The sequence below is a fragment of the Burkholderia sp. AU38729 genome (assembly GCF_020419725.1).
GTDB lineage: Bacteria > Pseudomonadota > Gammaproteobacteria > Burkholderiales > Burkholderiaceae > Burkholderia.
Map to the genome: position 1 here is coordinate 1 of NZ_JAIZQO010000027.1, position 21262 is coordinate 21262.

Here is a 21262-nt window from a genome sequence, read left to right on the forward strand (position 1 = left end):
GCAATACGGTCGACGGGGTGTTCACGACCGTTCAGGACGTCGCGCAGACGGTGTTGTTCCTGTCGGCCTTCCCGAGCGCCGCGCTCACGGGCCAGTCGTTCATCGTCAGCCACGGCTGGTTCATGCAATGAAGCCGCACGCCCGCACCGAAAAGCAGGCCGTCGATGCGGCGGACCTGCATCACGAGGCCGGCGCGCCGGCCGCCGCGCGCACGCTGCCGTACGAAACGATCGCGCTCGTGCTGCAAGGCGGCGGCGCGCTCGGCGCGTACCAGGCCGGCGTGTTCGAAGGGCTGCACGAGGCGGGCATCCCGCTCGACTGGATCGCGGGCATCTCGATCGGCGCGCTCAACACCGCGCTGATCGCGGGCAATGCGCCCGAGCATCGTGTCGAGCGGCTGCGCGAGTTCTGGGAAACGATCTGCAAGCCGGCGTTCTTCCCGACGATTCCGGCCGCATTCGAGTTCGCGCTGTTCAACAGCATCGACCAGGTCCGCACCTTCTTCACCGCGTCGCAGGCCGCGAGCGCGATGATGCAGGGCCAGCAGGGCTTCTTCGTGCCGCGCTTCCCGCCGCCGCTACCGGGCGTGTCGGATCATCCGGAGAAGATCAGCTGGTACGACACGTCGCAACTGCGCGCGACGCTGCTGAAGCTGTGCGATTTCGACCGGATCAATTCGGGCGAAACGCGCGTGTCGGTCGGCGCGGTCAATGTCGGTACCGGCAACTTCGTGTACTTCGACAACTCGCGCATCCGTCTCGCGCCCGAACACTTCATGGCGTCCGGCGCGCTGCCGCCCGCGTTCCCGCCGGTCGAGATCGACGGCGAGTACTACTGGGACGGTGGCGTGGTGTCGAATACGCCGCTGATGGAAGTGCTCCGCGCCCGGCCGCGCCGCGACACGCTCGCGTTCCAGGTCGATCTGTGGAGCGCACGCGGGCCGCTGCCGCGCACGATGGCCGACGTCGCGGAACGCACGAAGGACGTGCAGTATTCGAGCCGCACGCGTTTCGTCACCGACACGCTGCAGCGCGAACAGCGCTACCGCAACGTGCTGCGCCACGTGCTCGACCAGGTGCCGGAAGCGCAGCGCAAGGCGGATCCGTGGTGCGTCGAGGCCGATGCGATGTCGTGCAGCAAGAAGTACAACATCCAGCACCTGATCTACCAGCAGAAGGCGTACGAGCATCACTACAAGGACTATCAGTTCGGTCTGTCGACGATGCGTGACCACTGGTCCGCGGGTCTCGACGACATCCGCAAGACGCTCGCAGTCAAGGACGGCCTCGCGCTGCCCAACAACGACGCGGGCTTCGTGACGCACGACATTCACCGCAAGCGGTAATGCCGTGTGCGACGGATCGGCGCGATGCATGCGCCGGTCCGTCCTCTTCTCCGATTCGCCATGCCGATCTTCATCGCACTCTTCGCGCTCATCGCTCTCGGATGGGGCGCGGTTCACCTGTTTCACGTCATCGCCGCGCAGTTCGGCCAGCCGGTCGCGATCGCGGCTGCCGTGCTCGCCGCCGCGATCCTGATCGCGCTCGTCGCCTGGTGGATCAAGCGGCGCCGCGACATCGCACCGAATACGAAGGAAGAAGGCTGGACCCACGTCGTGCATCGCGCGTGGGGCGAGCTGCGGGTGTCCGCGACGCAGGGGCTGCTGTGGCTGTCGCACGACGGCGCGGACGGCCGCTATACGCTGTCGCAGCTCGACGGCTGCCAGGCCGCACCGATCGGCGGCCGCTGGCATCTCGTCGTGCGCGTGCGCGATGCCGTGCGCAGCGAATGGAAGCTGCCGATGACGGACAAGCGCGATGCGCAGCGCTGGGCACGCGTGCTGACGCTCGCGAAGGACAACCGGCTCTGACACGACGCTCGGCGAATGCGCACGTGCGCCCGGCACGAACCGCCGCGCAGGCTGTCCCGTCGTGCGCGCGCTAGCGCGCCTTCAGCGCCCACAACGCATCGAGCACGTGCTGGGTCGCCCGCTCGACCGGCCCCGCCCGATGCGCGATACCCAGTTCACGCCACAGCGCCGGGCGCAACGCCCGCATGACGATGCGTGCATCGGGTAGCGGGGCGCCCGCTTCATGGGGCAACAGCGTCGCGCCGTAACCCGCCGCGACCAGGCTCTTGATCGCATCGTTGTAGTTGAGTTCGATCCGCGGCTCCGGCCGGTGGCCGCCGAGCGCGAACCATTCCGTCGTGAGCCGCGACAGGCGCGTGGTCGCATCGTTGAGAATCAGCGGGCGGGCGGCCAGGTAGCCGGGCGTCACGCGCGCCGGAAGCGGCCAGTCCGCCGGCAGAAACGCCATCACCGGATCGCGCCGCCACGCGCGAATCGACAGCCCCGCGACCGCCGTCTGCGGCAGCGCCACCAGTCCGACATCGAGCGTGCCCTGCGCAATGCGCGCCAGCGTGTCGTGCGACGTGAGCACCGCGATCTGCACATCGATATCCGGATGCGCGTCGCGCAACCGGGCCACCGCCTGCGGCAACAGATGCGCGATCGCCCCGGTCGATGCACCGAGGCGTACGCGCCCGGACAGCCCCTGCACCTGCCGCTGCACATCGTCCAGCGTGGATTCGACCTCGGCCAGCAGGCGGCGCGCCCGTTCCACCAGCACTTCACCGATCGCAGACGGCCGCACGTTGCCACGCGTGCGGGACAGCAACGGCGCGCCTATCCGGCTTTCCAGTTCGGCAATGTGAAGACTGACGGTTGGCGGCGCGAGATGCAGCCATTGCGCCGCCGCGACAAAGGACCCGTGGTCCGCGATCGCGACCAGCGTGCGCAGGCGGTCCAGGCTGATCTCTCGCATCCTTCACCTCTCGTTCAAGAAAACTGAATCTCGCAGTCAGCAAATTCAACTTTTCCTATTCTAGGTGTTCGGCGGACGATACGGCTTTCCCGACGACCGAACCGAAGGAACGCGACCCTCATGAGCCAGCCCACTGTCTACATCGACGGCGATCAAGGCACGACCGGATTGCTGATCCACGAACGCCTGCGCGGGCGCACCGACCTGCAGCTCGTCACGCTGCCGGATGCCGAGCGCAAGGATCCCGTGCGGCGCGCCGAAGCGATCAACGCAGTCGACATCGCGATCCTGTGCCTGCCCGACGCGGCCGCGCGCGAGGCGGTCGGCTTCATCCGCAATCCGGCGGTGCGCGTGATCGACGCGAGTTCGGCCCATCGCACGCAGCCGGATTGGGTCTACGGCTTTCCCGAGATGGCGAGCGGGCACGCACAGACGATTGCGCACGCACGGCGCGTCACCAATCCGGGCTGCTATCCGACCGGCGCGATCGCGCTGCTGCGACCGCTGCAACAGGCCGGCCTGCTGCCGCGCGACTACCCGGTGAGCATCCATGCCGTCTCCGGGTACTCGGGCGGCGGACGGGCCGCCGTCGACGCATTCGAGTCGAACGATGCTTCGCACGCGAAACCGCTGCAGGTCTACGGCCTCGCCCTCGCGCACAAGCATGTGCCGGAGATCCAGCTGCATACCGGTCTGACGAATCGCCCGATGTTCGTGCCGGCCTACGGTGCCTATCGGCAAGGCATCGTGCTCACCGTGCCGATCGAGCTGCGCCTGCTTCCTGCCGGCGTGACCGGTGAGCAGTTGCATGCGTGTCTTGCGCACCATTACGCCGACGCGCGTCACGTCGACGTCACGCCGCTCGCGGAAACACACGCGATCACGCATCTCGATCCGCAAGCACTGAACGGCACCAATGACCTGCGGCTCGGCGTGTTCGTCAATGCGGATCACGGCCAGGTGCTGCTGTCCGCCGTATTCGACAATCTCGGCAAAGGGGCATCCGGCGCGGCCGTGCAGAATCTCGACCTGATGCTCGGCGCGGCAAGCGTGGCGCAGGCGGCGTAAGCCGCGTGCGGGCATCATCGTCGGCCGGCCCTGCACATTGCGGCCGCCAATGTGTCGGTGCAAGGTGGACGCTACCGGCTCGCGACGCGATTGCGAGCCGGAAACAAGTGGCTGCCGATGCTCCGCACATGCCCCCGTAAAAGCTCACCTTTAGCCGGTTTCAGGCCGTTTCGTCACCCGCGACGGCATTCAAGCCGGCCAGCGTCTCCACCAGAAAGTCCACGCACACGCGCACTTTCGCCGACGCCGCAACGCGCTCCGGATACACGGCCCAGATGTTCGCGGGCTGGATTGCGTCGGGCAGCACGCGACACAGTGCGCCGCGTTCGATCAGCGGCCCGGCTTCCCAGATCGAACGCAACACGATGCCGCGGCCGGCCAGTGCCCACTGCACCGCCACTTCGCCATGGTTCGTCGACAGCGCGCCGCCGACCTTCACCGTTGCCGTTTCGCCGCGCACGTTGAGCCGCCACACGCCGAACGGGTGATCGCGCTCCTTGATGGCCAGACAGTCGTGCGACGCGAGATCCGCGAGCGAGCGCGGCGTGCCGCGTCGCGCGAGATAGTCGGGCGCGGCACACAGCACGCGGTAGTTCGCGGCGAGGCGGCGCGCGATCAGGTGATCGGCGATCTCGTCGCCGATGCGCACGTCGAGGTCGTAGCCTTCGCCCGCGACATCGACGAGCCGGTCGAACAGATCGAGCCGCACGTTCAGCTGCGGAAAGCGCGCGGTGAAGTCGAGCAGCGCCGGCGCGACGACGTGTCGGCCGAAGCCGAAGCTGCTCGAAATGCGTAGCGTGCCGCGCGGCACCGTGCGCGTGGTCGACACGTCCTCGACGAGATGATCGACGTCGTCGAGGATCTTCTCGGCGCGCGCGTACACGCGTTCCCCGGCTTCGGTGACCGTCACGCGGCGCGTCGAGCGATGCAGCAGGCGCGTGCCGAGCTGCGCCTCGAGCAACGCGATGCGCTTGCTGACATAGGCGGGCGACACCGCGAGCTGCTCGGCGGCCGCGCTGAAGCTGGTCAGGCGGACGACCAGGCTGAACACGCGCAGGTCGTCCAGATTCGGCGATTTGTTCACGATTCGTGGAAAGTCGATTAACCTTTCGCACGATTTTAATCTGAATGGAAATAAATAGAATGACGTAACGCGCCGCTACCGCCCGAGGCAGCCGGCCGCCCAGCCAAGGAGATATGCATGACCGACAGGACTTACAAGATTGCCGTGATTCCCGGCGACGGCATCGGCCGCGAAGTGATGCCCGAGGGCCTGCGCGCACTCGACGCCGTGACCGCGCGCTTTGGCGTGCGCTTCGACTTCGTTCAGATCGACTGGGCGAGCTGCGACTACTACGCGCAGCACGGCACGATGATGCCGGACGACTGGAAGGCGCAACTGTCGGGCATGGACGCGATCCTGTTCGGCGCGGTCGGCTGGCCGGCGACGGTGCCCGATCACATTTCGCTGTGGGGCTCGCTGCTGAAATTCCGCCGCGAGTTCGACCAGTACATCAACCTGCGGCCCGCACGCCTGTTCGACGGCGTGCCGTCGCCGCTCGCCGGCCGCCGCGCGGGCGACATCGACTTCATGATCGTGCGCGAGAACACCGAGGGCGAATATTCGTCGGTCGGCGGCACGATGTTCGAAGGCACCGAACGCGAGATCGTGATGCAACAGTCGATCTTCACGCGTCACGGCACCGAGCGCGTGCTGAAATTCGCGTTCGACCTCGCACAGCGGCGCGCGAAGCGCCTCACCGTCGCGACGAAGAGCAACGGCATCGCGATCAGCATGCCGTGGTGGGACGCGCGCACGGCCGAGATGGCCGAGCGCTATCCCGACATCGCCGTCGACAAGCAGCACATCGACATCCTGTGCGCGCGCTTTGTGCTGCAGCCTGACCGCTTCGACGTCGTCGTCGCGTCGAACCTGTTCGGCGACATCCTGTCGGATCTCGGGCCGGCCTGTACGGGCACGATCGGCATCGCGCCGTCGGCGAACCTGAACCCCGACCGCAAGTTTCCGTCGCTGTTCGAACCCGTGCACGGCTCCGCGCCCGACATCGCGGGGCAATTCATCGCGAACCCGGTCGCGATGATCTGGTCGGCAGCGTTGATGCTCGACTTCCTCGGCAACGGCGCCGGCCCCGAACGCGAAGCGCACGATGCGATCGTCGCCGCGATCGAGGACGTGCTGCGCACGGGGCCGCATTCGCGCGATCTCGGCGGCAATGCGGGGACGCAGGAAGTAGGTGAGGCGATCGCCGCGCGGATCGCGGGCTGACGATCATGCCCGGCGCGTTCGCACGCGCCGGGTAGTGACTGCGCGACTCGGCGAGCTGCGAGCGAAGTGCGGTGAGCAACACGCAACGCATTTGCGCACTCGTGCGCGTACCGTCGCCTGCACGGTGAAGTCGAGTGGTGAGCAACACCGCTCCGCAACGCGCCCGGCGCTCGCTATCCGTCGTCGACGTCGACCCGATCGGTGAGTTGCACATCGCGCGCGTGCACACCGATCGTCAATCCACTGCCGGTGCTGTGCGATCGGTGAGATGCATCACGCGGTGAAGCACACCGTTGCATGCGGTCACGTGCATCACGAGAGGCCAACGGGTGCGGCGCGTTGGCTTTGCCCGATGCGATGCCGCGTCGAACGGCTCACTACACACAGTCCGACGCGACATTTCACCTCCTCCCGAAAAATCTCACCCTCAGCGCACCAGGTCCCGAATTTCCTCACCGTTGCATCCCGGTGATGCGTTCGTCGATCCGTCGAATCGAGCCGACGTGCGCGTCACAGCCCGAGATCGGACAACCCGGGATGATCGTCCGGACGTCGGCCGAGCGGCCAGTGATAGAGACGATCCTGCTCGCGAATCGGCAAGTCGTTGATGCTCGCGTGACGATGCGCCATCAGGCCGTTCTCGTCGAACTCCCAGTTTTCGTTACCGTACGAACGGAACCAGTTGCCGGCGTCGTCATGCCATTCGTATGCAAAGCGCACCGCGATGCGATTGCCGTCGAACGCCCACAGCTCCTTGATCAACCGGTAGTCGAGCTCGCGCGTCCACTTGCGCTGCAGCAGCCCGACGATCTCGTCGCGGCCGGTCACGAATTCCGCACGATTGCGCCATCGGCTTTGCGGCGTATAGGCGAGCGACACGCGTTGCGGGTCGCGCGTGTTCCATCCGTCCTCGGCGGCGCGCACCTTCTGGCGCGCCGTTTCGAGCGTGAAGGGCGGAACGGGCGGACGGACTTCGGGGGAGGCGGACATGGGTTGCTCCTGTTCAGGTTCTGGCCGCGGACAATCGCGGCCGGTTCGGATTCGCTGCTTCGACTAGCGGGACACCGCGTCGAGCAGCAGTTCGGCCGTTGCGCGCGCGTCGCGCGCAGCGTTTGCATCGCCGGTTACGAGTGCCACGCCGATGGCACCGTCGATCAGCACCAGCCATTGGCGCGCCAGACGCGCGAGCCCGCGTCGCTCGATGCCGGTTTCGTCGGCATACGCATCGAACCGCTCGCGTACGAATGCCAGCAGGCGTGCCTTGTGCTCGCGTGCGACGACGCGCACGGGGTCGTCCGCGTCGGGAATCTCGCCCGATGCGTTCAGGAACGCGCAGCCGTGAAAGTCGGGCTGCCCGAACCAGTCGCGCAGCACGTCGAACATGCCGAGCAGTTGCGCGCGCGGCGCCTTGCCGCGCGCCAGCGTGGCATCGACGAACCAGCGCATCCAGCGCTCGTCGCGGCGTTCGAGCGCGGCCACGACCAGCGCCTCCTTCGATTCGAAATGCGAATAAAAGCTCTTTCTGGCCGCGCCGGATCGCTTGACGATCGCGTCGACGCCGGTTGCATGGATACCGCCCGAATAGATCAGCGCTTCGGCTGCATCGAGCAGCCGGTCGCGAACGCCCGGTTCGGCGGAGGAGTCGTGAGGTGTGTTCATGGGTTTACGGTAGAACGATCGTTCTCCGCCGTCAACACCCGCATGAAAAAGCCCTGTCGGCGAGAGGGCTGAATCGAGACTTGGCCGCGTGACGTGGCCCGCCGCGTTTACGACATTTTTTCTTGAAGCGGACGCGCGACGCTCACTACACTTCGGTCACCCTGTCTGGGCGAAAGGACATCATGCAGCGACCGGAATCCGCGCGCCCCGCGCGCGCCTATGCGGCTTATGCGAAGCGGCTCGACGGCCGCGTCGTCGTGCGGCGCTTCGACCCGCGCAGCGATTCGTACGACGCGTTGACCGCGCTGCTGCATCGCGCGTTCGCACCGCTTGGCGCACTGGGCTTCAACTGCCCGGGCGTCGATCAGCCGGCCTCGGCGACACGCGAACGCGTGCTCACCGGCGAGTGCTTCGTCGCGCTCGGCAATGCGCACCTGGTCGCGACGATGACGATGCGTTCGCACGATCCCGATTCCCGCTGCGATCCGTATCGCAGCCGGCACGTTGCAACGATCGGCCAACTGGCCGTCGATCCCGTCTGGCAGGATCGCGGCATCGGCCGTTCGCTGCTCGCGTTCGCGCAACGGCGGGCCGCCGCGCGCGGCGCGACGCACCTCGCGCTCGACGCGCCGTATGCGGCCGTCCGGCTCATCGATTTCTATCGACGCGAAGGGTTTCAACCGGTCGATGTGATGCGCTTTCCGGGACACAACTACGACAGCACGATCCTGTGCAAAGCCGTCAGCGTCGGGAGCGGTCGCATCGTTGCCGGCGATACGGCGCAATTCGACGTCACGCGGCACGTCGGGGCAGCGTCATGAAACACGATATGCCGAAGCGCGACGGCGGCGACGATCACACCGGGCTCGACGTCCGGCAGGCACGGGTGCGCGCGGCGCGGCGGCTGCGCGGTGTGTTGAAGCTGACGATTCTCACGATCGCGGTCGCGCAAGTGCTGGCGTTCGCGTTCGAAAGCCTGCTGGTGATGGCCGGCTTCGCGCCGGATGCCGCGACGGTGCTGCTGTTCCGCTTCGTCACGTGCGCGCTCGTCAGTTTCTGGCTGCAGGCGGACGCGTTGCGCGCCTATCAATACGCGGCGCAACACGGGTTCGTCACCGTTCCCGGCGCGCACGGCGATCCGGCCGACATCGCGCCGCAATGCCCGAAGCGCTGGCTCGTCATGCTGAGTCTTCAGCTCGACCCGCGAGGGGCGAATGGTGAACGGATCAAGTAGTGGCCTGCGCACCGGTCGATATCGATTGATGTCGATCGCTTCGCGCATGAGTGAGTCGCAATGACGCGTGAAGGCTCACGGTTGATGATGCGGTTCGGCATGGCATCGCATGGCGTGCGTAGCGAACGATCACGCGGCAAGCCAGGAGGGAGGTGCGTGGAAGAGGGGAACCAGGTGCCGAACGGTGTGATGACGGGAAGCGAGGCAGCTGACGACAGGTGAAGTAAACGTGCGATTGCAGGTCACCGATGTGCGACGGTGTCGCGATTCGGCGCGCAAACACAGCTCCCGAATAATCTCACCTTGAGCGCGGCTTCGCGTGTTTCGACTCGCACACGCAGACGTAAAACAGAAACGGGGCAGGCGGCAAACACGCCGCACTGCCCCTTCTCGGCACTCAGGCCGTCCAGTCGAGAATCACCTTCCCGCTTTCACCCGACAACATCGCGGCGAAGCCTTTCTCGTAATCGTCAGCCGCAAAGCGGTGCGTGATGATCGGCGACAGGTCGAGGCCGCTCTGCAGCATCGCGACCATCTTGTACCAGGTCTCAAACATCTCGCGACCGTAGATGCCCTTGATCTCGAGCCCCTTGAAGATCACCTGGTTCCAGTCGATCGCCGTCTGCGCCGGCGGAATGCCGAGCAGCGCGACCTTGCCGCCGTGGTTCATCGCCTCGAGCATGCTCGTGAAGGCGCTCGGTACGCCCGACATTTCGAGGCCGACGTCGAAGCCTTCGGTCATGTGCAGGTCGGACATCACGTCGCGCAGCGACTCGCGCGCGACGTTGACCGCACGCGTCGCACCCATCTTGCGCGCGAGTTCGAGCCGGTAGTCGTTGATGTCGGTGATGACGACGTTGCGCGCGCCGACGTGCTTCGCGATCGCGACGGCCATGATGCCGATCGGGCCCGCGCCGGTGATCAGCACGTCTTCGCCGACGAGGTTGAACGACAGCGCCGTGTGCGTCGCGTTGCCGAACGGATCGAAGATCGATGCGAGATCGTCGGAAATCTCCGGCGGAATCTTGAATGCGTTGAACGCGGGAATCGCCAGATACTCGGCGAACGCGCCTTCGCGGTTCACGCCGACGCCGACGGTGTTGCGGCACAGATGCCGGCGCCCCGCGCGACAGTTGCGGCAGAAACCGCACGTGATGTGGCCTTCGCCGGACACGCGATCGCCGATCGCGAAGCCGCGCACTTCTTGCCCCATCTCGACGATCTCGCCGACATATTCGTGACCGACGTGCATCGGCACGGGAATCGTCTTCTGCGCCCAGTCGTCCCACTTCCAGATATGGATGTCGGTGCCGCAGATCGCCGTGCGGCGGATCTTGATCAGCACGTCGTTGTGGCCGACTTCGGGGCGCTTCACGCGCGTGAGCGTGAGGCCGGGGCCGCGCTCGAGCTTTGCCAGTGCTTTCATGATCGCGCCTCCGTCAGATGATGCCGAGCGACTTGCCGACGCGCACGAACGCGGCGACCGTCCGGTCGATCTGCTCGGGCGTATGCGCGGCGCTCATCTGCGTGCGGATGCGCGCGCGGCCGCGCGGCACGACGGGGAACGAGAAGCCGATCACGTAGACCCCTTCGTCGAGCAGCTTGTCGGCCATGTTCGTCGCGAGCTGCGCGTCGCCGAGCATCACCGGGATGATCGGATGCGCGCCGGGCACGAGCGTGAAGCCGGCTTCGGTCATCTGCTGGCGGAACCGCGCGCCGTTTTCGCGCACGCGCTCGCGCAGCTTTGCGCCTTCGTCGCTGCCGAGCAGCTCCAGCACCTTCAGCGATGCCGCGGCGATGCTCGGCGTGAGCGTGTTCGAGAACAGGTACGGGCGCGAGCGCTGGCGCAGGAGTTCGATGACCTCGCGACGCGCGGCGACATAGCCGCCCGATGCACCGCCGAGCGCCTTGCCGAGGGTGCCCGTGATGATGTCGACGCGGCCTTCCACGCCGCAGTGCTCGGGCGTGCCGCGGCCATGCGTGCCGATGAAGCCGACCGCGTGTGAATCGTCGACCATCACGATCGCGCCGTAACGATCGGCGAGATCGCAGATGCCTTTGAGATCGGCGATGATGCCGTCCATCGAGAACACGCCGTCGGTCGCGATCAGCTTGTGGCGCGCGCCCGCCGCGTCGGCTTCCTTGAGCTTCGCCTCGAGGTCGGCCAGGTCGTTGTTCTTGTAGCGGAAACGCTTCGCCTTGCAGAGGCGAACGCCGTCGATGATGCTCGCGTGGTTCAGCTCGTCGCTGATCACCGCGTCGTTCTCGTCGAGCAGCGTCTCGAACAGCCCGCCGTTCGCGTCGAAGCAGCTCGAATAGAGGATGCTGTCCTCGGTGCCGAGAAACGCGGCCAGCGCGCTTTCCAGTTGCTTGTGCACGGTTTGCGTGCCGCAGATGAAGCGTACCGATGCCATGCCGAAGCCGTCCTGGTCGAGGCCGGCCTTCGCCGCGTCGATCAGGCGCGAATCGTTCGCCAGACCCAGATAGTTGTTCGCGCAGAAATTGAGCACGCCGGCACCACCGGCGAGCCGCACGTCCGCCGCCTGCGGACTCGCGATCTCGCGCTCGGTCTTGTAAAAACCGTCCGCGCGGATCTGGTCCAGCGTCCCGCGCACCTGGGCGAGAAAGGCATCACGCATCGCAAAGCTCCTGACAGGGTTTCGCATTCCGCAACGCGCCGCTCGTGGCGGCGGCGCAATGGCCTGCTACTGTTATAGTCGGTCGTTCGGTTGACCGCATTTATCCGATATTCCGAACTAGAATTCGAAATATCGAACAACTCTAAGCGAACGGAATCCAAATGGCAAGTTCCTCCGGTTCGCGGCGCACGCCCGCCAGCGCCGCACCGCAACCGCCAGCCGCAACGCCGCCGCGTGTCGGCGAGCAGATCCAGCGGCTGCGCAACGAACGCAAGCTGACGCTCGACGACCTGTCGCGCGCGGCCGGCGTATCGAAATCGATGCTCTCCGAGATCGAACGCGACAAGGCCAACCCGACGATCGCCGTGGCGTGGCGGCTGACGAACGCGCTCGGCATCACGCTCGACGAGCTGTTCTCGCAGCCGAAGGCGCCCGAGACGATCCGCGTAGACGGCCCGCACGACATCCCGACACTCGCCGGCCACGACGGCCGCTACCAGTTGCGTGTGTGGGGCCCGATCGACCTCGCCGGCAAGTTCGAGTGGTACGAGCTGACGCTGCCGGGCGGCGGTGCACTGGTATCGAACGCCCACGAACCCGGCACGCGCGAGCACCTCACCGTGCTGCAGGGCGCGATGGAAATCGAAGCCGCGGCCGCCAGCCGGCGCCTGAAGGTGGGCGACACCGCGCGCTACCCGGCCGACGAGCCGCACGCAATCCGCAACCCCGGCAAGACCGAAGCGCGGGCATTGCTGATCGTGATCCATCGCTGACGGCGCGCATAGCTGGCCAAACGGCCAAAGGATCTGTTGCAGGCCAGTTGCGGAAAGTACTGTATGTTTGTACAGTATACGGACATTCCGCCATGCATGGGCCGGAGCCGGCGCACCGAGGCGCCAGCCCGGTCGACAGGAGCCTGCAATGACAGAAGAACAAGATTTGGCCGCGCTCAGCTTCAAGGCTGCCGCGCACGACCTCGAGCTGATCGTCCGGCATATCGCCGGGCGCTACATCCACCAGCGCGTCCCGCTGACGTGGCGGCTGCTGCACGCCATCGAGGCCGAGGCGCTTGCCGATCTCGGCTTTGCCAGCCGGCATGAGGCCGGCATGCGTCAATTGTTCGAGCGACAGTTGGACATGACGTTTCCCGAAACGGACGATCCGATCGACTTCGGGCGCTCGAATGCGCTGCCCGCCGTCTTTTCGTTCGCGGTTCTCGCCTATGAAGCAGCGTCAACCGCGTCGAACGACACGATGCCGCCCGCGCGCGTTCATCGCCCGGCCAAGGCATGGGGCGACTGAGTTCCAGCCCGGGCCGCCGTGTATGGCGGCCTTGTCCTGCCTCTTGCTGCCCGAGACGTTGCGGAAAGGGCTACCATACACGCAACTAACGGAATAAATCACATGTCTCTTCCCGCCTCTCCCGACACCCCTGCACGCCCGGAAGAAACAGATCTGTTCGACCGCGGCGCATCCGACTGGATCGTCTCGCCAGAAGCCGCATTCGATGCGTGGCTCGCGATGCAGGACTATCGCCGTTCGTCAGCCGATGTCTATCGTGCGCAATGGGGCGCGTTTCTCACGTGGATGCGCGCGCACCAGAAGAATCTGGCAACGGTCGATACGGCAACCATCGCGAATTTCGTCGGCGAACTGCCGATCCGGAAAACCCAGCGAATGCGCTATTTGCGGCTGATCGAGCGCGTGCTCGACCACATCCGGCGCACCGAATACGCGTCGACCAACCCGGCCCGGTTCATTGCTCAGGATGGCGAAGCGAACTGGCGCAAGGCGCGCGACAACGAACCGACCGGTTTCCTCACGCCGGCCGAGCGCGCGACGTTGCTCGCGTACCTGTTCTCGCCGATCGGCGTGTCCGGTTCCGCATACTGGAAAGAGCGGCGCGACCGCGCACTCGTTGCCGCCTTTCTCGGTGCCGGCATCAAAACCGGCGAAGCGCGTGCGCTTACGATTAGTTGCATCAATACGAGTGGAACGTCACTGCGGATCGAGTCGACGCATCCGGATTTCGCACGCGAAACCCACCTGGCATCGTTCGCGATCGCGCTGCTGGAAGCGTGGCTCACCGAGCGCAAGCGCCAGGAGATTCCGGGCGAGCTCGTGTTCCCGGCATCCCATGCCGGGCGGCCGATGCACAAGGCGACGATGCTGCGCGCGATCGACGCGATAGTCGAATCCGCCGGCCTCACGTCGTCGCGCACCGCGCGCGCGAGCCCGCAAACGCTGCGCAATACCTATGCGGCTGAACTGTTCGAACACGACGTGCCGCCCGAACGGGTCGGCAAATGGCTGGGCTTCATGCGGCCGATCTCGTCGAACCGCCTGCATCGTGCATGGAAGAACTGGCGTGACGGTCTCGCCGACAGCAACGGTGACGCGTCCGACAGCGACGAAACTCACTGATCACGAATGGGCTGCTCACGCGAAGCGATCCGTGAGCAGCCTTGTGTGGCGTAGCCTCACCGTTTCACAGCTCCCGAAAAACCTCACCTCAAGCTCCCCGGATCGTCTCACCTGTGCCGCGCGGGCTATGCCGGCGTCACGTGTGCGCGAATCGCGCGACCGCTTCGAATCGGGACGGCCATGCGCCCGAAGCATGCTCGCACTCGGGGCAGGCCACTTCGAAACCTTCTTCGCCGTGTGACAGCTCCGGTTCACCGTCGCAATGCGGACAATGGGCCGGCACCGGAATCTCCTGATCCAGGGAGGTGCCGATCGCGGCAAACCCCTCCGCATCCAGTTGCCCGGCATCGGCCAGGCGACGGATCAGCGCGGCGATTTCCGGACTCATGCCGCGGCTCGCGCGCAACGAACTCACATCGCGCGTCGCACGTTCCAGTTCATCACTCTGGCTGCGCAACTGTTCTTCGAGCCGGTCGGCACGTGCCTTGGCCGAACTCAGTTGCTGCAGGAAATCGAATTCCTTGCGTTGAACGTCGCGCAAACCGCTCTGGTAGGTCGACGCCATGCTGCGCAACGAATCCAGCTCGACCAGCATCGGCTTCACGCGGCGTTCGGCTTCAGCCACTGCGTCCTTGATTTGCTGTGCGTAGTGCTCGGTGCGCTGCTGCAGTTCGGCCTGCAGCGCATCGATGCGATCGCGCAGCGCCGCATTTTGCGTCTGCTCGGCTTCGACGCGGCCGGCGGCCGCGGCCAGTTCCTTCTCCAGTCGGGCGACTGTGGTGAGCAATGTCGCCTCGCTGGCCGAACCGTGCGTCGTTTGCGACGCGAGCTGGACCTCGAGTTCGGTCACGCGAGCCTGCAACTGCTCGTTTTTCGCTTCGCTACGTGCGAGCGCGCCTTCGAGCGTCTCCTGGCGGACGGTTGCGTCGCGCAACCGCTGTTCGGCGTCGGCAATGCCGGCGCGAACCTGCTCGCGATCTGCATCGAGACTGTCCCGCGCGGCTTTCAACGCTTCTTCATAGAGTGCGCCGAGCAACGCACCTGCCTTTTCCTCGACGGCTTTGGGAATTGCGGCACCGTCGAGCCTGATTTTGGAGGCGGAACGGATGCGCTCCCAGAAATGGTCGATGTCTTTCGGGATATCGCTGGCGCTCCCGGTCTGGGTGAGATCGCGGACATTGGCGGCCGACGGCCGGATGCCGAGATCGAAGAACAACCGCTTGCAGGCGTGCAGCGACAGTTCCTGCCGTCGTGCACCGTTCGCCCGCAGCGATTCCAGTTCGTCCCGAATGGCTTGGCGTATTTCGTCCAGGGTCATCGCTGTGCTCACAGACATTGAAATGTGGCAATCATAACGAAATACGTATCTATCGATACTTATTTCGGCTTGCCGTTGTGAATTTACGTCGCTTTGCACAGAAATCGGGTCTGTGAGCCAATCCGGCCGACTGTGGTCCAGGATTCCGTGAAACAAAGCGAAGAAAGATAGCCAAGTCCTTGTCTCGTAAGCATTTTCCTGCAGACCTCGAATTTCGGCATTTGTTTCACATGACAGCGCATCCGATTGCCAGTCGGTGGTCAGGGGTTGGGGTGTCTGTGGAAAACTCGTCAGCCGATGTCTTGAGAGTATTAGAAGTAAACACCCTTGAACCCTTAGTTAAAAACGTTAACGCCACGGCACAGCCTTATGCTGCAAGGCTTTCCGGCCGACAAGGTGAAGTTTTACGGGAGCCAAGGTGATCTTCTGCGGGAGCTGACGTGATGGGGTTCAGGGAGCTGCGTGAGCCGTTGCGGGAAAGGTCGTGAGCGGATTCGGGATCACAGTGAAACACGAGATTTACCAAAGGTGAGGCTTTTCGGGGCCTCACAGCCACAGAACCCGCGCAGTGCCTGACTGCACAGTTTTCTGCCTGTGCAGACATAGGTGAGAATTTGCGGGACCTTCTTCGCGCCCCGATTCTGCCCATCTTTTAGGCAGTTTTTCCGAAAGGTGAGGTTTCACGGGACTCCACGGGCGTTTGGTGTGAGGATTTCCGGGAAACGAACGCCATTTTGCACAGCAAAAGCGCCCGTAGGGGCCTGTGAAGCCGTAAAGGTGAGGTTTTTCGGGAGGGAAATCCGGGTTTTCCTGCCCGGATCCCCTTGAGGTGAGATTTTTCGGGGCCCCGATTACAGGCTGTGATGCCGGCTACAGGTGAGACTTTTCGGGAATGGAATTTGCCCGAAAAATGGTCAAAGGTGAGGCTTTTCGGGACCTGTGAACGGCTGAATTCGTCGAAAAGCCCGCCAGGACTGGAAGAAATCTCGTTTTTGCTGTGCCACTTTTTGGCACAGGTGAGATTTTTCGGGGCCCGACATGAGGTTGTCGTATGAAGGATTTCCATCGAAAGGTGAGGTTTTTCGGGGGATGTCGGCGGCGCACAGCCAAATGCCTTCTGTGCATAAGTATCGGAAGGCATTGGGATTTTTGATACCGAGGCGGTTACGGTGAGGTTTTTCGGGAGTCGTTTCCCTGCCTGGGGCGGCACAGCGATTTTTAGGTAAGGTGAGCGTTTTCGGGGGGCCTTGGTAGGGAATCCCCCGCGTGTCGGGCATTCGCCGAGATCCGGACGAATGAAGTCACTGTGCTCGAGGTGAGTATTTTCGGGACCCGATACGGTTTGTGCGCTGTACAATGCGCGCCCGGGCCGGCAAAGCACGCCTGATCGGGTCGCGCGGGCCGGTTTCGCAGGCGTCTTTCGAGATGTCGGATCCGATTCCGATTTCCCGGCAAGTCACGCCTGTACATGCATACAGGCCGATGGAGGGTGATCGGGAGGCGCATCGACGTGGGATCGCAACCCTGTGCCGAACGCACGGCAGCGCAGTCGTAAAATTACGACAAATCGAAAGGTGAGCCGATACGGGAGCTCATTCCGCACGTGTCGTGCACAGGCGAAATTCTGTGAATCGGCGCATCCCGCAGCACGTCTGGACGAGTCCGGAACGCTGCAAATCCGGAGCGGTGAGGGTTTTCGGGAGCGTCTGGGGTGAGTGCCGTTTTGCACGCGCACTTCACCCGCTATGGTGAGCATGTCGTTCTGGACGCACTTCACCGCAGGCGCTATCCTTCCGGAAAACTTCTCCTCCGACCCGACGTATGGCCACGACGAAGCGCGCCAAGAAAACCGATGTGGATGTGGTGAGTGCCAGTTCAGCCGAATTGCGGAAGGCCGTCGAGGCGATCGCAATTCAGCCGAAGAGCGGCAAGATCACGCTCCTCACTCGCAAGCTGTTCAATGTCCTGCTGGCCGTGGCGCAGCAGGCCGACGATTCGGGCGATACGTATCGCGCGCTGCTGTCGGACATCGTCGCCAACTCCGCTTTCGATTCGAACGACACCGCGCTGGTGAAGGAACACCTGCGCCGCATGGTGTCGGTGCAGGTCGAATGGAGCACGGGGACGTCGAGCCAGAAGCCGGGCCGAAAGTGGGGGATCTCGACGCTGATTGCCGACGCGGAAATTCTCGAGGATCCGGCGACCCGCCGCGTGTGGGTCGAATTCTCGTTCGCGCCGAAGATCAAGAAGAAGCTGCTCGACCCGGTTCAGTACGCACGCCTGAGCCTGCAGTTCCAGAGCCAGCTGCGCAGCAGCGCCGGTCTCGCGCTGTACGAAATCTGCGTGCGCTACCTGACGAACCCAAGCCACCTGACGATGCGCGAGCCGTGGGAATGGTGGCGGCCGATCCTGTCGGGCACGCCCGACACGGAAGCCGGCGACGAGGCGAAGCGCGAGTACAAGTACTTCAAGCGTGACTATCTGCGTCCCGCGATCGCGGAAGTCAACGCGGTCACCAACATCTTCGTCGAGCTGATCGAGCATCGTGAAGGGCGCCGGGTCGCGGAGATCCAGTTCCGCGTGACCGAACGCAAGCAGCCGATGCTCGCGCTCGACGAACACCCGAACGTGTTCGACAGCACTCTGGTCGACCGGATGGTGAAGCTCGGGATCCCGTTGAAGGAAGCGCAGACGCTCTACGCGGATAGCGAGGAGAACCGCATTCGTGCGGCGCTGCAGATGACCGAGCAGCGGATGCGCAGCACGACGCTGCCGCCGGTGCGCAGCGCGCCGGCGTTGTTCAAGGATGCGCTGAAGAAGGGGTATGCGCCGCCGGTCGAGTCGGTCGACGCGCTGCCTGCGGGCACGCCGTCCCCGAAGATTGCAGCGGCGCAGCCGGACGATCTGAAGGCACGCCTGCTGAGCGAGTTCGCGGCGTTCCGCCGCAAGGAAGCGAAGGTGCTGTACGAAGAGCAGGGCGACGCGGAGCGCGAAGTGGCGCGCGAGTCGTTCGAATCGGAGGCGCTGCCGACGATGGGCACGCATCTGCGCGATGACTGGCGCAAGCGCGGCCTCGATTCCAAGCTGGCCGAGACGGCCTTTTTCGACTGGCTGGCCCAGAGGACCTGGGGCGAGCCGACGGACGGCGACCTGCTGTCGTTCACGCTGAATCAGTCGCGGGCCGCCTGAGGCCCGCTCAGGCCCGCTGATGGGCCGCCGCCGGCCCTGCCCTCGATTGGCGGGCCCGGCGTCCTTACCAGGCCCTGCCGGCCGTTTCCATCACTCCGACAACAGCATCCGCTCGAGCTGCTCGAGGATCGCGTCGCGCTTGTCCTTCGGGAGACCGCGCAGGCGCAATTCGATGCGATCTTCACCATACGACTTCAGGTCGCCGACCGACTTGCCGCCGAGCTTGATCTCGAGACGCTGCGCATAGCGCTGACGGCCCGCGGTCTTCGGCGTTTCCTGCGCCGCGACGCGGCCCTTGACGATGTCCGACACCTGGCGCGTGCTGAGATCGTCGGACACGATCTTGTTGATCAGCCGCAGCGTCGCCTCGGTGCCGCGCGCATTGTGATAGCGGCCGACCTGATACGCCATGTTCGAACCGAAGCGATCGGGGCGCGCGACCATTTCCTGCATGATCGCTTCCGGCAGCTTGCCGATCGACAGCGCGACGGCCACCGTCGATTCGTCGAGGCCGAGGTGCTCGGAGAGCTCCTTCTGGCTCTGGAAATGCTTGTCGTCGAGGAAGCGGCGCCACACGACGGCGTTGTCGAACACCGTTTGTGAATCGCGCTGGACGTTGAGATCGTAGCCGAGCTTGTAGCTCTGGATGCCGATCGGCACGTCGATCACGATCGCCTTGACCGATTCCTTGTTCGCTTCCTTCAGTGCCCGCACGCGGCGGCCGCCGTCGCTGACGAAATACGTGCCCGGGTTCTCGTAGTCCGGAATCACGTGGATCGCCTGCTGCTGCCCTTGCTTGGCGAGGTTGACGGCGAGTTCGGCAATCGACGACTTCAGATAGAAGTGTCGCGGATTGAACGGGCTATGCTTGATCGCCTTGAGCGGCAGCTCGATCACCTGCCCCGGCGCATAGCGATTCTCGAGACGCCACGCGCGATATTGCGCCGATTCATCGATCGACGGATCGAGCGTGAGTTCGGGAGCGGGCGACGGTGCGACGTCTTTCTTCGCGGATTTGGTCGGCACCGGAGTGGGGGTCTCGGACTTGACGATGCCGTCGATCGCATTGAGTCGATCAAGCGCCGTGCGCTTCTCGCTCGTCGTGATATCCGGGCGCGCTTGGAATCCTTTGGCAAATTGGGAAGGTTTCATGTGACTCCTTTGTGCGCATAAAGTCAGGGCAGCATGGCGACGATTTCGTCGGCGCATGCGCGAATTTCGGCGGCGGCCAGCTTGCCGCCGCGATCGTTCATCTGCAGTACGGTCTGACCGAGCGCCATCGCCTGCTTGTACGCCTCCCGGGTCGGGATCTGCGTTTTCAGCAACGGGAAGCCGAGCTCTTCGAGCGCACGCTTGAGCTCGCGGGTCAGCATGCGCTTCTCTTCGGTCTTGTTCAGCAGGAAGACGGCGCGGAGGTCTTCGTTCATGACCTGCGCTTGCTGGATCAGTTTGACCAGCCCGACGCTCGACCAGTAATCGGCCGGCGACGACGACGTCGGGATCACGGCAATCGATGCGGCGAGCAGGACCACGCCCGATACCTTCTCGGTGATCGACGGCGGGCAGTCCACGACGATGATGTCGTAGTCGTTGATGAACTTCTTGATCTCGCGATGGATCTGGCCATCGGCTTCGGCCAGGTTGACGACCGGAAACGGAATGCCGGTGTCGCTGTCGCCGGATGCGCTCGACCAGTGAACCAGCGTGTTTTGACGGTCTGCGTCGATGACGAGGACGCGCTTCCCTTTTTCATGGAACGCGGCACCGAGGTGCATGGCAATCGTGCTTTTGCCGACGCCACCTTTTTGTTGAGTGACTGCAATGATTTCCGCGGCCAATTTTCACTCCTATTTTGGTCGTTGGAATTCTACAGGACGATATTTGGATTTCAATGAAATTGTCGTTCAACAACTACGCATTGGCCATTTGGGCTATCGGTTTATGCGCATAAACGAAGCGACGATGGCAGATGACTTGATCGGATGGTGTAGCAGATGCCTGAGAAGTCGGTGAGCGACTCGGTGGCATTGCGTGCGGTGACGTCGGTGTGAGTCGCGAGCTACCGCGCGTGTCGCATGCACTGCCCTAGCGTTCGATGGGGTAGCCTCGGCTGAGAGCCGGAGAGTTTGTGCGCATAAACTCTCCGCGGAAAGCATGGCGCGCGATCGTGCCGGGAGGGCCGGTGCTTCTGATCGTAGGTTGTGAGTGGTACACCCTCGCTGGGTATGCAGCATCGAGGTGTGCCATTTGCCCTGCGTGCGTCGACCCAACGCGCTATCCTGGCGCCACGTTTATGCGCATAAACCGCGAGCGATAGACGGCGAGTAACGAAGGTCCCCTCCCGGCCGCCGCGCCTGAATCCAGTGCCGGGCGGCCAGCCTGCGAGGCAGCGTACCGACGCTGCAATCCCGCCGAAGCAGGCATCCCACCGAAGCAGGCATCCCACCGAAGCAGGCATCACACCGAAGCAGGCATCACACCGAAGCAGGCATCACACCGAAGCAGGCACACCGAAGCAGGCACACCGAAGCAGGCACACCGAAGCAGGCACACCGAAGCAGGCACACCGAAGCAGGCACACCGAAGCAGGCACACCGAAGCAGGCACACCGAAGCAGGC

At 64.4% G+C, this 21262-nt stretch carries 19 protein-coding genes and 1 pseudogene; 11 read left to right on the forward strand and 9 right to left on the reverse strand.

Annotated elements, in window-relative coordinates; translation table 11 throughout:
- The 3 genes and pseudogenes from LGM56_RS36515 to LGM56_RS36525 all read left to right on the forward strand — a co-directional run.
- A pseudogene (locus tag LGM56_RS36515) lies at window positions 1–131 on the forward strand (3-hydroxybutyrate dehydrogenase); the annotation flags it as partial.
- Complete coding sequence (locus LGM56_RS36520) at window positions 128–1345, forward strand: patatin-like phospholipase family protein (protein WP_179243675.1); 1218 nt, start codon at window positions 128–130, stop codon at window positions 1343–1345. The pseudogene LGM56_RS36515 and the gene LGM56_RS36520, both read left to right, overlap by 4 nt.
- A 60-nt stretch (window positions 1346–1405) precedes the next feature.
- The gene (locus tag LGM56_RS36525; protein WP_039344585.1) at window positions 1406–1870 is read left to right on the forward strand and encodes a hypothetical protein; all 465 of its coding nucleotides are present in this window, start codon (window positions 1406–1408) and stop codon (window positions 1868–1870) included.
- Between the two features lie 70 nt (window positions 1871–1940).
- Here the strand turns inward: LGM56_RS36525 and LGM56_RS36530 are convergent, their stop codons facing one another.
- On the reverse strand, window positions 1941–2825 hold the full coding sequence (locus tag LGM56_RS36530) for a LysR family transcriptional regulator (RefSeq protein WP_089431911.1): 885 nt from the start codon (window positions 2823–2825) through the stop codon (window positions 1941–1943).
- 120 nt (window positions 2826–2945) lie between these two features.
- Between LGM56_RS36530 and argC the strand changes: the two genes are divergently transcribed.
- Window positions 2946–3893 (forward strand): N-acetyl-gamma-glutamyl-phosphate reductase, encoded by a 948-nt coding sequence (gene argC / locus LGM56_RS36535; RefSeq protein WP_226208197.1) that lies wholly within the window; start codon window positions 2946–2948, stop codon window positions 3891–3893.
- A 160-nt stretch (window positions 3894–4053) separates the two neighbouring features.
- On the opposite strand, the gene LGM56_RS36540 is transcribed toward argC, so the two are convergent.
- Window positions 4054–4977 carry a LysR substrate-binding domain-containing protein gene (locus tag LGM56_RS36540; protein ID WP_226208198.1) on the reverse strand — a complete coding sequence of 308 codons (924 nt, stop codon included), beginning with the start codon at window positions 4975–4977 and terminating at the stop codon, window positions 4054–4056.
- Between the two features lie 117 nt (window positions 4978–5094).
- Here LGM56_RS36540 and LGM56_RS36545 point away from each other — a divergent pair, with 117 nt between their 5' ends.
- A complete protein-coding gene (locus LGM56_RS36545; RefSeq protein WP_226208199.1) occupies window positions 5095–6180 on the forward strand; it encodes a tartrate dehydrogenase in 1086 nt (361 codons plus the stop codon).
- 510 nt (window positions 6181–6690) lie between these two features.
- On the opposite strand, the gene LGM56_RS36550 is transcribed toward LGM56_RS36545, so the two are convergent.
- Together LGM56_RS36550 and LGM56_RS36555 are read right to left on the reverse strand one after the other, a co-directional pair.
- The gene (locus LGM56_RS36550; protein WP_069250362.1) at window positions 6691–7170 is read right to left on the reverse strand and encodes a DUF1348 family protein; all 480 of its coding nucleotides are present in this window, start codon (window positions 7168–7170) and stop codon (window positions 6691–6693) included.
- Window positions 7171–7233: 63 nt separating this feature from the next.
- Window positions 7234–7839 carry a TetR/AcrR family transcriptional regulator gene (locus tag LGM56_RS36555; RefSeq protein ID WP_089495913.1) on the reverse strand — a complete coding sequence of 202 codons (606 nt, stop codon included), beginning with the start codon at window positions 7837–7839 and terminating at the stop codon, window positions 7234–7236.
- 182 nt (window positions 7840–8021) lie between these two features.
- On the opposite strand from LGM56_RS36555, the gene LGM56_RS36560 reads away from it, so the two are divergent.
- Window positions 8022–8660, forward strand: coding sequence for a GNAT family N-acetyltransferase (locus LGM56_RS36560; RefSeq protein ID WP_226208200.1), 639 nt, complete (start codon window positions 8022–8024; stop codon window positions 8658–8660).
- Window positions 8657–9073 carry a hypothetical protein gene (locus LGM56_RS36565; RefSeq protein ID WP_226208201.1) on the forward strand — a complete coding sequence of 139 codons (417 nt, stop codon included), beginning with the start codon at window positions 8657–8659 and terminating at the stop codon, window positions 9071–9073. The genes LGM56_RS36560 and LGM56_RS36565 overlap by 4 nt, the downstream gene beginning before the upstream one ends.
- A gap of 397 nt (window positions 9074–9470) precedes the next feature.
- Here the strand turns inward: LGM56_RS36565 and tdh are convergent, their stop codons facing one another.
- Window positions 9471–10499, reverse strand: coding sequence for an L-threonine 3-dehydrogenase (tdh, locus tag LGM56_RS36570; protein ID WP_011356765.1), 1029 nt, complete (start codon window positions 10497–10499; stop codon window positions 9471–9473).
- Between the two features lie 13 nt (window positions 10500–10512).
- Window positions 10513–11712 carry a glycine C-acetyltransferase gene (locus LGM56_RS36575; RefSeq protein ID WP_089495916.1) on the reverse strand — a complete coding sequence of 400 codons (1200 nt, stop codon included), beginning with the start codon at window positions 11710–11712 and terminating at the stop codon, window positions 10513–10515.
- A gap of 161 nt (window positions 11713–11873) precedes the next feature.
- On the opposite strand from LGM56_RS36575, the gene LGM56_RS36580 reads away from it, so the two are divergent.
- The 3 genes from LGM56_RS36580 to LGM56_RS36590 all read left to right on the forward strand — a co-directional run bounded on the left by LGM56_RS36580 (window position 11874) and on the right by LGM56_RS36590 (window position 14136).
- Window positions 11874–12485: a helix-turn-helix domain-containing protein gene (locus LGM56_RS36580; RefSeq protein WP_089443717.1), complete on the forward strand. Its 612-nt coding sequence runs from the start codon at window positions 11874–11876 to the stop codon at window positions 12483–12485.
- Between the two features lie 148 nt (window positions 12486–12633).
- Complete coding sequence (locus tag LGM56_RS36585) at window positions 12634–13014, forward strand: DUF2471 family protein (RefSeq protein ID WP_089495917.1); 381 nt, start codon at window positions 12634–12636, stop codon at window positions 13012–13014.
- Window positions 13015–13116: 102 nt separating this feature from the next.
- Window positions 13117–14136: a tyrosine-type recombinase/integrase gene (locus LGM56_RS36590; protein WP_039344623.1), complete on the forward strand. Its 1020-nt coding sequence runs from the start codon at window positions 13117–13119 to the stop codon at window positions 14134–14136.
- 136 nt (window positions 14137–14272) lie between these two features.
- Here LGM56_RS36590 and LGM56_RS36595 read toward each other — a convergent pair whose 3' ends face one another.
- Complete coding sequence (locus tag LGM56_RS36595; protein ID WP_226208202.1) at window positions 14273–15454, reverse strand: DNA-binding protein; 1182 nt, start codon at window positions 15452–15454, stop codon at window positions 14273–14275.
- 1821 nt (window positions 15455–17275) lie between these two features.
- On the opposite strand from LGM56_RS36595, the gene LGM56_RS36600 reads away from it, so the two are divergent.
- Complete coding sequence (locus tag LGM56_RS36600; protein ID WP_011353619.1) at window positions 17276–18643, forward strand: replication initiation protein; 1368 nt, start codon at window positions 17276–17278, stop codon at window positions 18641–18643.
- Window positions 18644–18733: 90 nt separating this feature from the next.
- Here the strand turns inward: LGM56_RS36600 and LGM56_RS36605 are convergent, their stop codons facing one another.
- Window positions 18734–19795, reverse strand: a complete 1062-nt coding sequence (locus LGM56_RS36605) for a ParB/RepB/Spo0J family partition protein (RefSeq protein ID WP_226208203.1) — start codon at window positions 19793–19795, stop codon at window positions 18734–18736.
- 23 nt (window positions 19796–19818) lie between these two features.
- Window positions 19819–20481, reverse strand: coding sequence for a ParA family partition ATPase (gene parA / locus LGM56_RS36610; RefSeq protein ID WP_011353621.1), 663 nt, complete (start codon window positions 20479–20481; stop codon window positions 19819–19821).
- Window positions 20482–21262 lie beyond the last annotated feature (781 nt).